The following is a 14,379-nucleotide window of genomic DNA, read 5'->3' on the forward strand; positions in this document are numbered from 1 at the left end:
GCAGCATCGCGTCGCCGTAACTGAAGAACCGGTAGCGCTCTTCAATGGCATGCCGGTACGCGGAACGGATCGTCTCGATGCCCGCAAACGCCGACACCAGCATCAGCAGCGTCGATTTCGGCAAGTGGAAGTTCGTCACCAGCCGGTCGACTACGCGAAACCTGTAGCCCGGTGTGATGAAAATATCGGTTTCGGCGGCAGTCGCGGCAAGCGGCCGGCCGGCGGTTTCGGCGTCGCGCGCGGCGGCTTCGAGCGCGCGCATCGACGTCGTGCCTACTGCGATCACCTTGTTGCCGCGGGCTTTCGTCGCGACGATCCGGTCCACCAGCGTCTGCGGCAACTGGTACCACTCGCTCTGCATCTTGTGCTCGGAGAGCTTTTCCACGCGCACCGGCTGGAACGTGCCCGCGCCGACGTGCAGCGTGAGGGTGGCCCGCTCGACGCCGCGTTCGGCCAGTCGGGCGAGCAGCGCATCGTCGAAATGCAGGCCCGCAGTAGGCGCGGCGACCGCCCCCGGATTCTGCGCGAACACGGTCTGGTAGCGGGTTTCGTCAGCCGCGTCGGGGTCGTGCTCGATATACGGCGGCAGCGGCAGGCGGCCGTATTGCTCGATCAGCGTCAGGCAGTCGTCGGGGAAGTGCAGCGTATAGAACGGCTCGACCCGCTCGCCGACGGTGACCTCGAACGCGTCGGCCAGACGCAGGGTCGTGCCGGGGCCGGGACTCTTGCTGGCGCGGATCTGCGCGAGCGCCGTGCGCGCGCCGGTCAGCCGCTCCACCAGCACCTCGATCTTGCCGCCGCTGGCCTTCTGGCCGAGGAAGCGCGCCTTCAGGACTTTGGTATCGTTGAACACCAGCAGGTCGCCCGGCTCGATGCAGCCGGGCAAGTCCGAAATACGCCGGTCGATGAAGCGCGCGGACGTGGCGAGGTTCTCCACTTCGAGCAGACGGCTCGCGCTGCGTTCGGGCAGGGCGGTTTGCGCGATCAACTCGGGCGGCAGGACGAAATCGAAATCGGAAAGCGTGAACATGCGACTGACTGGATGCTGGATGCGAAATGAGACGGAATTGAACCCAAGCCGGGCTGAATTGCTCCGAAGCCGGGTGGCGTGCGGCTATGATTGCGGGACGCCGCAGCGGCCGCGCGGTGCACCGCGCGGCGTGCGTCACAAGCCGCCGCGTACTGTGCAGCGGCGGCGCACTGCACGGCCGCGATACCTTTGAAAGCCGATATTGTACTTGCGAAGCGACCCATGCCTTTGTCCGACCCCCGCGTACCTCCCGCTACCGACGATGTGAGCGCCGAGCCGAAGCGCCGCGCCACGCGCGGCAAGGGCGGCGAACTCGTCGCGGCCGGATCGGTGAAAGAGCAGAAAAAGGCCGCACCGGCGCTGGCCAAAACCGCCGACAAGCTGGCCAAACTCGGCCTCAAAAACGATATCGACCTCGTGCTGCATCTGCCGATGCGCTACGAAGACGAGACCTCGCTCACGCCTATCGGCCAACTGCTGCCTGGCGGCATCGCGCAGACCGAAGGCGTGGTGTTCGACAACGAAATCGCCTACCGGCCGCGCCGTCAGTTGCTCGTCAAACTGCGCGACGACGCAGGCGACGAACTGATCCTGCGCTTCCTGAACTTTTACGGCTCGCAGGTCAAGCAGATGGCGCCCGGCGTGCGCCTGCGGGTGCGCGGCGACGTGCGTGGCGGTTTCTTCGGCATGGAAATGGTGCATCCGGCGGTGCGCGTGGTGGAGGCGGACACGCCGCTGCCCCAGGCGCTCACGCCGGTGTATCCGAGCACGGCCGGCGTCTCGCAGGCGTATCTGCGCAAGGCGATTGATAACGCCTTGTCGCGCGCCGCGTTGCCCGAATTGCTGCCGGAGCCGATCGCGCGGGCGTATTTGCAGCCGCTCGAGGTACCGCCGCTGCTGCAGGCCGTGCGCACCTTGCATCATCCGGGCGTGAATTCGGATGAAACCGCGCTGATCGACGGCACCCACCCGGCGTGGGTGCGCATCAAGTTCGAGGAACTGCTTGCACAGCAGATGTCGCTCAAACGCGCCCATGAGGAGCGTCGCACGCGTGCGGCGCCAGCGATGCCGCGCCGCACCGCCGATGATCCCGCTGCGCTGGTCGGGCGCCTGCTGAAGGCGCTGCCGTTTTCGCTGACCAGAGCGCAGGAGCGTGTCGGCGGGGAAATCGCGCTCGACCTGACCCAGCCGCATCCGATGCAGCGTCTGTTGCAGGGCGACGTCGGCAGCGGCAAGACGATTGTCGCGGCGCTCGCGGCCGCGCAAGCGATCGACGCCGGTTATCAGGCCGCGCTGATGGCGCCCACTGAAATTCTCGCCGAGCAGCACGCGCGCAAGTTGCGCGGCTGGCTGGAGCCGCTCGGCGTCAGCGTCGCGTGGCTGGCGGGCAGTCTGAAGACCAGGGAGAAGCGGGCGGCGCTCGAAGCCGCCGCGCTCGGCACCGCGCAACTGGTGATCGGCACGCACGCAATCATTCAGGACGCGGTGGAATTCGCCCGCCTGGGTCTCGTCATCGTGGATGAACAGCACCGCTTCGGCGTCGCGCAGCGGCTGGCGCTGCGCGCGAAGGCGCGCAACGCCGCCGACGGCGCGCACGACTTCCAGCCGCACCAGTTGATGATGTCCGCCACGCCGATTCCGCGCACGCTCGCGATGACCTACTACGCGGACCTCGACGTCTCGACCATCGACGAGCTCCCGCCTGGCCGCACGCCGATCCTGACCAAGCTCGTTTCCGACGCGCGCCGCGAGGAAGTGATCGGCCGCGTGCGCGAGGCGGCGCTGACGGGACGCCAGGTGTACTGGGTCTGTCCGCTGATTGAAGAGAGCGAGACGCTGCAATTGCAGACGGCCGTCGAAACCTATGAAACCCTGATCGCGGCATTGCCGGAGCTGAAGGTCGGCCTCGTCCACGGAAGGCTCGCGCCCGCCGAAAAAGCGGCCGTCATGGACGCCTTCACCCGCAACGAGGTGCAATTGCTGGTCGCGACCACGGTGATCGAAGTGGGCGTCGACGTGCCAAACGCGTCGTTGATGGTGATCGAGCACGCCGAGCGCTTCGGCCTCGCGCAGTTGCATCAGTTGCGCGGCCGGGTGGGGCGCGGCAGCGCGGCATCGGTGTGCGTGCTGCTGTACACCGGGCCGCTGTCGATCACCGCCCGCGCCCGCCTGCAAACCATGCGCGAAACCACCGACGGCTTCGAAATCGCCCGTCGCGACCTCGAAATCCGCGGCCCCGGCGAGTTTCTCGGCGCGCGTCAGTCCGGCGCGGCGATGCTGCGTTTCGCCGATCTGGAACAGGACGGCTGGCTGATCGAGCCGGCCCGCGAGGCGGCGGCGCGGCTGCTCGAGGAGTATCCCGAGGTGGTCACGCAGCATCTGGCGCGCTGGCTTGGCGCACGCGAACAGTATCTGAAGGCCTGACGCGGCTGGATCCAGCCCGCGCCGGCGCGACTGCGGACTTAAATACCGGTGCAAATCAGGGCGTGAACGGCGACTTGGTTAACAGCGGTAACGTTTGCGGGCGTTCATGGTGCTTCAGCATATTGGCGAATTGGCCCCATAGGTGTATAACTGAAACCTATCGAATTCATGCACTGATTGGTCCCCAATGACGCTCACTGAATTGAAATATATCGTCGCGGTTGCCCGCGAGCGCCATTTTGGCCGCGCGGCTGAGGCGTGTTTCGTCAGCCAGCCAACGCTGTCGGTGGCGATCAAAAAACTCGAAGACGAACTGAACGTACAGATCTTCGAGCGCGGGACGAGCGAAGTCAGCGTGACGCCGATCGGCGAACAGATCGTCACTCAGGCGCAGCGCGTGCTGGAACAGACGCTCGCCATCAAGGAAATCGCCAAACAGGGCAAGGACCCGCTGGTCGGGCCGCTGCGCCTTGGCGTGATCTACACGATCGGGCCGTACCTGCTGCCCACGCTCGTCAAGCAGATGATCAAGCGCGTCCCGCAGATGCCGCTCATGCTGCAGGAAAATTACACGCTCAAGCTGATCGAGCTGCTCAAGCAGGGCGAGATCGACGTCGCCATCATGGCGCTGCCATTCCCGGAAACCGGACTGATGCTGCGTCCGCTGTATGACGAGCCGTTCGTCGTCGCGCTGCCGTCGGGTCATGCGTGGGAGCATCGTTCGAAGATCGATCCGGGCGACCTCAAGCAGGAAACCATGCTGCTGCTGGGCAGCGGCCATTGTTTCCGTGATCACGTGCTTGGCGTGTGTCCTGAGTTGATGCGTTTCTCGCAGAATGCGGACGGTATCCAGAAGACCTTCGAAGGCTCTTCGCTGGAAACGATTCGCCATATGGTGGCGAGCGGCGTTGGCATTACCGTGCTGCCGCGCATGTCGGTGCAGGAAGTGAAACCGCAGGCGGGCGGCGTCGATTCCGGCCTGCTTAGCTACGTGGCGTTTGACGACCCGGTGCCGGATCGCCGCGTGGTGCTGGCGTGGCGCAAGAGCTTTACACGGATGCCCGCCATCGACGCCATCTGCGACGCCATCAACGCCTGCGAACTGCCCGGCGTGAACAAACTGGAACTGCCGGCTGCAGTGAGCTGAGGGCGGCTTAACCGGGCAGTGCGGGTGCAATGCGCGCACTGTCCTGGCGCCGGCCGGCTTTCGCTGACCCGCCGTCTCGCGCCCGCCTGGCAGGCGCACCCTCCCGCCGTTCAACGAGGATTCACGACGATAGAGTGGGTCCTATCGAATAGATTTAATTAATCAACTGCGCGCATCTGATAGCATTGATATAGTTCCCTCCATGGATCGCCCGATCCGTTAGGGCCAGGAGGAAATCATGATGCAGCCGCAACCGCAGCAATCCCAGCAGACTTCCCCGCAATTGCCGTTCTCGACCCTGCGCTTTGCCGCGTCGGTGAGCAGCATGCGCACTGTGGCGTTTTCGCTGCTGGTCGACCGCGCGCTGAGCGCATAAGCCGTCAATGATCCGGCGCGCGCTGTCTGGCAGCGCCGCCTTGTCCAACTCGCTTCCCACGAAAAATTATCTCTGCAGGAGTTCAGCATGTCCGAAAGCAAACTCACCACGGCAGCCGGCGCACCCGTCGCCGATAACCAGAATTCGATGACCGCCGGCGTACGCGGCCCGGTCGTGCTGCAAGACGTATGGCTGCTTGAGAAGCTCGCGCATTTCGACCGGGAGGTGATTCCGGAGCGTCGTGTGCACGCAAAAGGTTCGGGCGCGTTCGGTACGCTGAAGGTGACGCACGATATCTCGCGCTACACGAAGGCCAAGGTGTTCGCGCAAGTCGGCAAGGAAACGCCGCTGTTCATGCGCTTTTCGACGGTGGCGGGCGAGCGCGGCGCTGCCGATGCGGAACGCGACGTACGCGGCTTTTCGATCAAGTTCTACACGGAAGAAGGCAACTGGGACATCGTGGGCAACAACACGCCGGTGTTTTTCATCCGCGATCCACTGAAGTTCCCGGATTTCATCCACACGCAAAAGCGCGATCCGTACACCAACATGCGCAGCAATATCGCCGCGTGGGATTTCTGGTCGCGTCATCCGGAATCGCTGCATCAGGTGACGATCCTGATGAGCGATCGCGGCATTCCGCAAAACTACCGGCAGATGCACGGTTTCGGCTCGCACACTTACTCGTTCATCAACGCGAATAACGAGCGCTTCTGGGTGAAGTTCCACTTCAAGTCCATGCAGGGCATTGAGAACTACAGTGACTCCGAAGCTGCACAAGTGGTGGCACAGGACCGTGAGAGCGCGCAACGTGATCTGGTCGCCAACATCGACGCGGGCAACTTCCCGAAATGGCGTTTCGCCATCCAGGTGATGCCGGAAGCGGAGGCAGCGGCGTATCGTTTCAACCCGTTCGACATCACAAAGGTGTGGTCGCAGAAGGACTACCCGCTGATCGACGTCGGCACGCTCGAGTTGAACCGTAACGCGCAGAACTACTTCGCGGATGTCGAGCAGGCAGCGTTCACGCCGGCCAACGTGGTGCCCGGCATTGGCTACTCGCCGGACCGTCTGTTGCAGGGCCGTTTGTTCTCGTACGGCGACACGCAGCGCTATCGCCTCGGCATCAATCACCATCTGATTCCGGTGAACGCGTCGCGTGTGCCGAATCCGCATTCGTTCCACCGCGACGGGGCGATGCGCACGGACGGCAACCTCGGCGGCAATGTGAACTACGAGCCGAATCGCTTCGGTGACTTCACGCAAGATACGAACGCGTCGGAGCCGCCGCTCGCAGCGGGCGCAGCGGACCGTTACGATCATCGTGACGACCAGGACTATTACACGCAGCCGGGCATGCTGTTCGCCCTCTTCGATGCGGCGCAGCGTGAACGTCTGTTCGGCAACATCGCTCGTCATATCAACGGTGTGCCGCAGGAGATCGTGGCGCGTCAGATCGAACATTTCCGCCGCGCCGATCCGGCGTATGCCGAAGGTGTGATCGCGGCGCTGGCGAAGTTGAATGAAAAGGCGAAGTAAGTGAAGCGAGTCCCAGGAGCGGGCTGTTGCATCTGGCTGCGCGGGGCTTGGCTACCTTGATGTGAGCAACGTAGTACGGTGAGGCGCATGTGCGCCTCGCCCGTTTTGAAGACGAACCGACGGAGAGCAGTCATGGTCCAGATGATTTTGAGCATGAGCGGCACGGGGCGTGCACAGGGTGCGCTGCAGATGCACGGCAATGTGCTGGCGCGCAAGATGCTTGGACTTGCAATCGTCAGCAGCGGCTACGCGGTTTTGCTGGCGCATGGGCTGCAGCACATGTTCGGCGGCTGATTGCACGCCCAGGTGTGACCTGAGCACGACGCTCGAATCCATCTTGCCTCCATGCGCGCTGGCGTGGCGTGGTGACCGGCCGTCGCACGAAAGACGCATATTTGTACGATAAACTACGGGACGTTTGCGCGCTCGTGGTTTGCACATGAACGTGCCTCCCTCTGCCTGCCGGTTCGCATCACTCTTCAAAGGAGTCATCATGGCCAAGAAAGAAGCTGTACAGCACGTCAATATCGGTATCAGCGACAAAGATCGCAAGAAGATCGCCGAAGGCCTGTCGCGCCTGCTGGCCGACACCTACACGCTGTACCTGAAGACCCATAACTTCCACTGGAATGTGACGGGGCCGATGTTCAACACGCTGCACCTGATGTTCGAAACGCAATACAACGAGCTGGCGCTCGCGGTTGATTCGATCGCGGAACGGATCCGCGCGCTGGGCGTGCATGCGCCGGGCAGCTACAAGGACTTCGCGAAGCTGTCGTCAATTCCCGAGGCGGACGGCGTGCCGGCTGCGGAAGAGATGATCCGTCAGCTGGTGGAAGGTCAGGAAGCCGTGGTGCGCACTGCGCGCGCGATCTTCCCGTCCACGGAAGCGGCGAATGACGAGCCGACCGCCGACCTGCTGACGCAACGCATGCAGACGCACGAAAAGACGGCGTGGATGCTGCGTTCGATGCTGGCTTAAAGCGTTTTGAGTGCGGCGTTGGCGTCTGACGCCGCCGGGTTGCTTACGAGCAGCGCTGGCGGTTGTGACGAAACATGAAGCCTCCCCGCGCGGGAGGCTTTTTTACGCGTGGCGAAACGGACGCTGGGCCAGGCAGGTGCCGCCCTGCGCCGACCACCGCGCGCACATACCTTAAAATGGCGGGACTGCCAGCACTTCACGACGCCTGCCCATGTTCGCCCGACTTCCGCTGTACCTGCGCCTCGTCCGTATGGACAAGCCAATCGGCAGCCTGCTGCTGCTGTGGCCGACGCTCAACGCGTTGTGGATCGCGTCAGACGGACATCCGTCGCTGTCGCTTCTGGTGATTTTCGCACTCGGCACAGTGCTAATGCGCTCAGCCGGCTGCGCGATCAACGACTACGCCGACCGCGATTTCGACCGCTACGTGAAGCGCACCGAGAATCGTCCGATTACCTCGGGCAAGATCAAGGCGTGGGAAGCGGTGGCACTCGCCGTGGCGCTTTCGTTGATCTCGTTTCTGCTGATCTTGCCGCTGAACACGCTGACCAAAGAGTTGTCGGTGATCGCACTGTTTGTCGCGGCTTCGTATCCGTTCACCAAGCGTTTCTTTGCGATTCCGCAGGCGTATCTGGGGATTGCGTTCGGCTTCGGTATTCCAATGGCGTTTGCCGCCATCCAGAACCACGTGCCCATGCTCGCGTGGCTGATGCTGCTGGCCAATGTGTTCTGGTCGGTTGCTTACGACACCGCATACGCCATGGTCGATCGCGACGACGACATCAAGATCGGCATTCGTACTTCGGCACTGACGTTCGGCCGCTACGACGTGTTCGCCATCATGCTCTGCTATGCGCTGACGCTCGGCATCTATCTGCGCATTGGCCTGACGCTCGGATTTAGCTGGCCATACTGGCTGGGCTGGGCGGCTGCCGTGGGCTGTGCGGTGTATCACTACACGCTGATCCGCGAGCGCGACCGCATGGCCTGCTTCGCAGCATTTCGCCATAACAACTGGCTGGGCGGCGCGCTGTTTGCGGGGATCGCCGCGCATTACGTGGCGGCGGGCTTTTAAGCGCCGCGCGCCGCCATTCAGCTAGCCTGGACTTGCCCGGGCGGCGCCCCAGGCGTTCTACTGCTTGCCGAATTCGTCGCCCATTTCCTTGGCGCGTGCATCGGCCGCCAGCACGCCACGCACGATTGCATCCTTCACGCCGCTTGCGTCGAACGAAGCGAGGGCTGCGGCAGTCGTGCCGCCCTTCGATGTCACACGCTCGCGCAGCACACCCGGCGGCTCGTCGGATTGCGCGGCCAATTGCGCCGCGCCGGTGAACGTCGCGACCGCCAGCGCACGGCCTTGCGCTGCGTCCATGCCAAGCTGGCGCGCGGCTTCCTCGAGCGCTTCGATGAAATAGAACACGTAGGCCGGCCCGCTGCCCGAGATCGCGGTGACCGCGTCGATCTTCGCTTCGTCATCGAACCAGACCGTTTTGCCTACCGCGTCGAGCACTTGCGTGGCGAGCGCACGGTCCGCTTCGTCGACGCTGCCGGTTGCCGCCAGACCCGCGACGCCCATGCCGATCAGCGCCGGCGTATTGGGCATCACCCGCACGATCCGCTCGTGGCCGTTGAGCCAGCGCGACAGGTCAGCCGCACGAATGCCGGCAACAATGCTGATGACCACCTGGGTTGCGCCCAGATGCGCTGCGAGTGCTTCGGCAACGCTCTTCAGGATCTGCGGCTTGACGGCCAGCACGACGGCATCGAACGAGGTGAGCGCCCCGTCTGCCGCTGCGCCGGTGCGAATGCCGAATTGCTGCTCGCTGCGTTTGCGCGCTTCTTCGTTAGGGTCGATCGCGTACAGATCGGCCGGCGCGACACCGTGCCTGATGAGACCGCCGATGATTGCAGCGGCCATATTGCCGCCGCCGATGAAAGCAATTTTCATGATGTTCCGGAAGAGTTCAGTTGGAGTAGTCGCGCTTGCCGAAGATCGCCGTGCCGACCCGCACGATCGTCGCGCCTTCGAGCACGGCCGCTTCGAGGTCGCTCGACATGCCCATCGAGAGCGTGTCCAGTTCGAGTCCGTCGGCGCGCAGCTTGTCGAACAGCTCGCGCAACTGACGATGCGGCGCGCGTTGCTCGTCGACGCCCCCGGCCGGCTCGGGAATCGCCATCAGGCCGCGCAGGCGCAGTTGCGGCAGCGCGGCGATCGCATGAGCAACTTGTGCGGCATCCGCCGGTGCGACGCCGGCTTTGGTCGCTTCACCGCTGACGTTGACCTGCAGGCAGACGTTGAGCGGAGGCAGATTGGCCGGCCGCTGTTCGGCGAGCCGTTGGGCAATCTTCAGGCGATCGACCGAATGCACCCAGTCGAAATTTTCCGCAACCGGACGGGTCTTGTTGGACTGCAGCGGTCCGATGAAATGCCATTCGAGCGACGCGCGCAAGTCGGCCAGCGCCTCGATTTTCGTCAGTGCTTCCTGCACGTAGTTCTCGCCGAACGCGCGCTGACCGGCCGCATGCACGGCGCGGACGTCTTCAGCGGGAAACGTCTTCGAGACCGCGAGCAGCGTCACCGAATCTGGCGCGCGGTCGGCAAGCTGCGCGGCAAGGGCGATGCGCTGGGACACCGCTGCGAGATTGTGGGCGAGTTCGGGCATGAAATGTCAGCAGAAACCTGCGGGAGAGGCGATGGGGAGATTATACGGACCGCACCGCAGCGCGCGACCTGGCCGAATGGCCAGCGTTGCAGTGGCGATGGGTTGCGGCCCGTCTAACCGTATAGCATGTGTTCGACGAGTTCGATCCAGTGTGCGACCGGCGTGGACGTGCCGCTTTGCAGGTGCGCAATGCAGCCCACGTTGGCCGATACGATCACTTGCGGCTCCTGCGCGTGCAGTCTGTCGAGCTTCTGATCGCGCAACGCATACGAAAGCCTGGGCTGCGTAAGCGAATAGGTACCAGCCGAGCCGCAGCACAGGTGACTGTCGGCGGGCAGGCGCACCTCAATGCCGAGCGTGGTCAGCACATGCTCTACATTGCCGCGCAATTGCTGGCCGTGCTGCAGCGTGCAGGGCGGATGGAAGGCTACCGTGTGCACGGCGCGGCGGCGCGTGATGGCGCTTAGCGCCTCTTCGAACTCGGGCAGGATCTCGGCGATGTCACGCGTCAGTTCGACAATGCGCTCAGCCTTCGCGGCGTAGGCCGGGTCGTTGCGCAGCAGGTGCGCGTATTCCTTGACGGTGGCGCCGCAGCCCGACGCGTTCATCACGATGGCTTCCACACCTTGCTCGACGTAAGGCCACCAGGCGTCGATATTGGCGCGGATGTCGTCGAGCGCTTCGTCGTGGTAGCCCAGATGCAGGCGGATCGCACCGCAACAGCCGGCTTCTGGCGCAATGAGCGTCTGCACGCCGAGCGCGTCGAGCACACGTGCGGTGGCGATGTTGACGTTCGGCATCATCGAAGGCTGCACGCAGCCGGCCAGCATCAGCATCTTGCGCGTGTGCGTGGCGTCGGGCCATTGCAGCGGGCGCTGGCGCGCGGGCACCTTGTCGCGCAGCTTCTTGGGCAAGAACGGACGCACGTGCTGGCCGAGGCGCATTGCCGGGGAGAAAATCGCGCTGTTCGGCACGAGGCTCGCAAGGACGCGGCGCATCAGTCTCTGGCCGAACGGGCGCACCACTTTTTCTTCGGTGAGTTTGCGGCCGATTTCCACCAGCCGCCCGTATTGCACGCCCGACGGGCAGGTGGTCTCGCAATTGCGGCAGGTCAGGCAGCGGTCCAGGTGGGTCTGGGTGCTGCGCGTCACCGGCGCGCCTTCCACCATCTGCTTGATCAGATAGATGCGTCCGCGCGGGCCGTCGAGTTCGTCACCGAGCAACTGGTAAGTCGGACAGGTGGCCGTGCAAAAGCCACAATGCACGCATTTGCGCAGGATGGCGTCGGCTTCGGCCCCATCGGCGGTTTGGCGCATGAATTCCGCGAGGTTGGTTTGCATCGCGTGGCTCAGAAGTCGGGATACAGCCGGCCGCGATTGAAGATGCGGGCTGGGTCGAACGCGGCCTTCAGGCCACGATGGATTTTCATCAGCGGGGCAGGCAGCGGCGTGAACACGCCGGCGCTGCGGTCATAGCCGTGGCCGGTGCGGAAAATGGTTGCGTGGCCGCCGGCCTGTTTGGCGCTGATGCGCACGGTTTGCGCGTCGGTATCGGTGATCCACCAGCGCTGGCCGCCGCCCCATTCCATCAATTGGGCACCGGGCAATTGCAGCGGTTCGGTGATGGACGGCAGTGCCAGGCGCCAGAGTGCCGTCTTCGGCGCGATGGCCCCGAAGAACGGGTCAGTCTGTTCGCGCAGGCCGGCCCAGAAACGTTCGGCTTCCACGGCATCCACGACCTCGCCGCCAAGGGACGTGCGCGCGGATTTGACCGCCGCTTCCGCGCCGGCGAGGCGCAGCACCAGCGTGCCGTTGCGCCAGGCGCTGGCGGTGATAGGCAAGGGGCGGCCACCCCATTCGTTGAGCTTGCGAACGGCGTCGGTGCCGTTCATGTCGAACTTCAGCGTGGCTTCGGCTTTCGGCAACGGCAGCACCTTCACCGACAGTTCGAGAATCAGTCCCAGCGTGCCCAGTGAACCGGCCATCAGGCGCGATACGTCGTAACCCGCGACGTTCTTCACGACCTGGCCGCCAAAGTGCAACACCTGGCCCTGGCCGTTCATGATGACCGCGCCCAGCACGAAGTCGCGCGCGGCGCCTGCCGCCGGACGCCGCGGACCCGCTATGCCCGCTGCGATACAGCCGCCGAACGTGGCGCTGGGGCCGAAATGAGGCGGCTCGAACGCCAGCATCTGTTCCTGTGCGGCGAGGGCTGCCTCGATCTCCAGCAGGGGTGTGCCGGCGCGCGCGGTGATGACCAGCTCAGCCGGGTCATAGGCAATGATGCCGCGATGCGTGCGCGTGTCGAGGATGTCTCCTTCCAGCGTCTGTCCGTACCAGTCCTTGGTGCCGCCGCCGCGAATCCGTAGCGGGCGGCCTTCGGCGGTGGCCGAACGGATGCGTTCGGACCAGGCAGCGACGGCGTCGTCCTCTTCCATGGTGTCCTGCTTCGTTGTGTTTCGTTCGATTGTACCGGGCGCGGCCGTGCTGGCAACCCGGAGCGGACCCGCATGAGGGCGTGGGCGAAAGCCCCGTGCCGACCGCCGAGGTCGGCGCAAACGTCCGTGCAGGCGGTGGCGCAAAGGCTCGCCGCCGCCCATGGCGCCCCAACTGACGCGCCGGGCCCGCCGGTTCGAAGCGTCCTAGAAGCGCGGCAACTCAGGATGCGGCAGCAAGCCGCCACGTACGTGCATCTTGCCGTATTCGGCACAGCGCGCCCGTGTAGGAATGCCCTTGTCCGGATTGAGCAGACCCGGGGGGTCGAAGGCGCGCTTGACCGCGTGAAACGTGTCGCGCTCTTCGGGGGAAAACTGCACGCACATGGAATTGATCTTCTCGATGCCTACGCCATGCTCGCCCGTCACGGTTCCGCCCAGTTCGACGCACGCTTCGAGGATGTCGCCGCCGAATGCCTCGGCGCGATGCCACTCGTCGAGGTCGTTGCCGTTGAACAGAATGAGCGGGTGCATGTTGCCGTCGCCGGCGTGGAAAACGTTGATACAGCGCAGCCGATACTTTTTTTCCATCTCTTCGATGCGCGCGAGCAGCGGCCCGATACTGCGGCGCGGCACGGTGCCGTCCATGCAGTAGTAGTCGGGCGAGATGCGACCGGCGGCGGGGAAGGCATTCTTGCGCCCGGACCAGAACTTCAACCGTTCACTTTCGGAGCGTGAAATCTGGATGCGCGTCGCGCCGTGTTCGCGCAGCACTGCGGTCATGCGCACGATTTCATCGGCCACTTCCTCCGGTGTGCCGTCCGATTCGCACAGCAGGATGGCTGCCGCGTCGAGGTCGTAACCGGCGTTGACAAATTCTTCGACGGCGCGCGTGGCCGGTTTGTCCATCATCTCCAGACCTGCCGGAATGATGCCCGCCGCGATGATGCCGGCCACCGCGTCACCGCCTTTCACGACGTCGTCGAAGCTCGCCATGATCACCTGCGCGGTCTGCGGCTTGGGAATCAGTCTGACGGTGACCTCCGTGACGATGGCGAACATGCCTTCGCTCCCGATCAGCACGGCCAGCAGATCGAGCCCGGGCGCATCAGGTCCGAGCGAACCGAACTCGACGACTTCACCTTCCATCGTAATGGCCCGCACGCGCAGCACGTTGTGCACAGTCAGGCCATATTTCAGGCAGTGCACGCCGCCGGAATTTTCGGACACGTTGCCGCCGATCGTGCAGGCAATCTGCGAGGACGGATCAGGCGCGTAGTACAAGCCGTAGGGCGCGGCGGCTTCGGAGATGGCGAGGTTGCGCACGCCCGGCTGGACCGTTGCGGTGCGTGCATACGAGTCCACTTCGACGATTTTCCTGAAGCGCGCCAGCGACAGCACCACGCCGTGCCGGATGGGCATGGCGCCCCCCGACAGGCCGGTGCCGGCGCCGCGCGGCACGATGGGCACGTCGAGCCGGTGGCAGATCTGCACGATGCGTTGCACCTGCGACTCCGTCTCCGGCAAGGCAACCGCCAGCGGCAGCCGGCGGTAGGCGGCAAGCCCGTCGCAATCGTAAGCGACCGTGTCTTCTTCGCGGTACAGCAGGCAATGCGTGGGCAGCACAGCCATCAACGCCTGCACGACTTCGCGCTGACGCTGGGCGAGCACTTCAGCCGACAGTTCGGCGGGTGCATTCATGTCTCATCTCCTCGTACGCCGGTGCTCCGGTTGCGCGGGGCCTGCCGCGCGACGTTGCCGCTATTTACCATGCCAGCATGATG

At 64.4% G+C, this 14,379-nt stretch carries 13 protein-coding genes; 7 read left to right on the top strand and 6 right to left on the bottom strand.

Going from position 1 to position 14,379, the window contains the following annotated elements:
• Positions 1-1,030 (bottom strand): tRNA preQ1(34) S-adenosylmethionine ribosyltransferase-isomerase QueA (gene queA, locus VGH41_RS03775; RefSeq protein ID WP_331596001.1); only part of this gene is annotated, 1,030 nt, incomplete at its 3' end.
• A gap of 222 nt (positions 1,031-1,252) precedes the next feature.
• On the opposite strand from queA, the gene recG reads away from it, so the two are divergent.
• The 7 genes from recG to ubiA all read left to right on the top strand — a co-directional run bounded on the left by recG (position 1,253) and on the right by ubiA (position 8,573).
• Positions 1,253-3,454: an ATP-dependent DNA helicase RecG gene (recG, locus tag VGH41_RS03780; RefSeq protein ID WP_331596002.1), complete on the top strand. Its 2,202-nt coding sequence runs from the start codon at positions 1,253-1,255 to the stop codon at positions 3,452-3,454.
• Positions 3,455-3,641: 187 nt separating this feature from the next.
• Positions 3,642-4,601, top strand: coding sequence for a LysR substrate-binding domain-containing protein (locus VGH41_RS03785; RefSeq protein ID WP_331596003.1), 960 nt, complete (start codon positions 3,642-3,644; stop codon positions 4,599-4,601).
• 238 nt (positions 4,602-4,839) lie between these two features.
• Positions 4,840-4,977 (top strand): hypothetical protein, encoded by a 138-nt coding sequence (locus VGH41_RS03790; RefSeq protein WP_331596004.1) that lies wholly within the window; start codon positions 4,840-4,842, stop codon positions 4,975-4,977.
• An 87-nt stretch (positions 4,978-5,064) separates the two neighbouring features.
• Positions 5,065-6,516: a catalase gene (locus VGH41_RS03795; protein ID WP_331596005.1), complete on the top strand. Its 1,452-nt coding sequence runs from the start codon at positions 5,065-5,067 to the stop codon at positions 6,514-6,516.
• A 132-nt stretch (positions 6,517-6,648) separates the two neighbouring features.
• On the top strand, positions 6,649-6,810 hold the full coding sequence (locus VGH41_RS03800; protein WP_331596006.1) for a hypothetical protein: 162 nt from the start codon (positions 6,649-6,651) through the stop codon (positions 6,808-6,810).
• A gap of 199 nt (positions 6,811-7,009) precedes the next feature.
• Positions 7,010-7,498 (top strand): Dps family protein, encoded by a 489-nt coding sequence (locus VGH41_RS03805; protein WP_006047907.1) that lies wholly within the window; start codon positions 7,010-7,012, stop codon positions 7,496-7,498.
• Positions 7,499-7,709: 211 nt separating this feature from the next.
• A complete protein-coding gene (ubiA, locus tag VGH41_RS03810) occupies positions 7,710-8,573 on the top strand; it encodes a 4-hydroxybenzoate octaprenyltransferase (RefSeq protein WP_331596007.1) in 864 nt (287 codons plus the stop codon).
• 57 nt (positions 8,574-8,630) lie between these two features.
• Here the strand turns inward: ubiA and proC are convergent, their stop codons facing one another.
• The 5 genes from proC to VGH41_RS03835 form a co-directional block, all read right to left on the bottom strand.
• Positions 8,631-9,446: a pyrroline-5-carboxylate reductase gene (gene proC / locus VGH41_RS03815; RefSeq protein WP_331596008.1), complete on the bottom strand. Its 816-nt coding sequence runs from the start codon at positions 9,444-9,446 to the stop codon at positions 8,631-8,633.
• 16 nt (positions 9,447-9,462) lie between these two features.
• Positions 9,463-10,161, bottom strand: a complete 699-nt coding sequence (locus VGH41_RS03820; protein WP_331596009.1) for a YggS family pyridoxal phosphate-dependent enzyme — start codon at positions 10,159-10,161, stop codon at positions 9,463-9,465.
• A 113-nt stretch (positions 10,162-10,274) separates the two neighbouring features.
• Positions 10,275-11,501, bottom strand: coding sequence for a glycolate oxidase subunit GlcF (gene glcF / locus VGH41_RS03825; protein WP_331596010.1), 1,227 nt, complete (start codon positions 11,499-11,501; stop codon positions 10,275-10,277).
• Between the two features lie 8 nt (positions 11,502-11,509).
• Entirely contained in the window at positions 11,510-12,598 is a 1,089-nt protein-coding gene (gene glcE, locus VGH41_RS03830; RefSeq protein ID WP_331596011.1) for a glycolate oxidase subunit GlcE, read from the bottom strand.
• A gap of 204 nt (positions 12,599-12,802) precedes the next feature.
• Positions 12,803-14,296, bottom strand: a complete 1,494-nt coding sequence (locus VGH41_RS03835; RefSeq protein WP_331596012.1) for an FAD-linked oxidase C-terminal domain-containing protein — start codon at positions 14,294-14,296, stop codon at positions 12,803-12,805.
• Between the last annotated feature and the right edge of the window lie 83 nt (positions 14,297-14,379).

The organism is Paraburkholderia sp., from assembly GCF_036488795.1.
In the GTDB taxonomy this organism is placed as follows: domain Bacteria; phylum Pseudomonadota; class Gammaproteobacteria; order Burkholderiales; family Burkholderiaceae; genus Paraburkholderia.

Excerpts from the sequence above, each read along its gene's own strand:
- VGH41_RS03805 (WP_006047907.1), top strand. The coding sequence starts at position 7,010 with ATGGCCAAGAAAGAAGCTGTACAGCACGTCAATATCGGTATCAGCGAC.
- VGH41_RS03800 (WP_331596006.1), top strand. The coding sequence starts at position 6,649 with ATGGTCCAGATGATTTTGAGCATGAGCGGCACGGGGCGTGCACAGGGT.
- VGH41_RS03820 (WP_331596009.1), bottom strand. The coding sequence starts at position 10,161 with ATGCCCGAACTCGCCCACAATCTCGCAGCGGTGTCCCAGCGCATCGCC.
- proC (WP_331596008.1), bottom strand. The coding sequence starts at position 9,446 with ATGAAAATTGCTTTCATCGGCGGCGGCAATATGGCCGCTGCAATCATC.
- ubiA (WP_331596007.1), top strand. The coding sequence starts at position 7,710 with ATGTTCGCCCGACTTCCGCTGTACCTGCGCCTCGTCCGTATGGACAAG.
- VGH41_RS03790 (WP_331596004.1), top strand. The coding sequence starts at position 4,840 with ATGATGCAGCCGCAACCGCAGCAATCCCAGCAGACTTCCCCGCAATTG.
- VGH41_RS03835 (WP_331596012.1), bottom strand. The coding sequence starts at position 14,296 with ATGAATGCACCCGCCGAACTGTCGGCTGAAGTGCTCGCCCAGCGTCAG.
- VGH41_RS03795 (WP_331596005.1), top strand. The coding sequence starts at position 5,065 with ATGTCCGAAAGCAAACTCACCACGGCAGCCGGCGCACCCGTCGCCGAT.
- glcE (WP_331596011.1), bottom strand. The coding sequence starts at position 12,598 with ATGGAAGAGGACGACGCCGTCGCTGCCTGGTCCGAACGCATCCGTTCG.
- glcF (WP_331596010.1), bottom strand. The coding sequence starts at position 11,501 with ATGCAAACCAACCTCGCGGAATTCATGCGCCAAACCGCCGATGGGGCC.
- VGH41_RS03785 (WP_331596003.1), top strand. The coding sequence starts at position 3,642 with ATGACGCTCACTGAATTGAAATATATCGTCGCGGTTGCCCGCGAGCGC.
- recG (WP_331596002.1), top strand. The coding sequence starts at position 1,253 with ATGCCTTTGTCCGACCCCCGCGTACCTCCCGCTACCGACGATGTGAGC.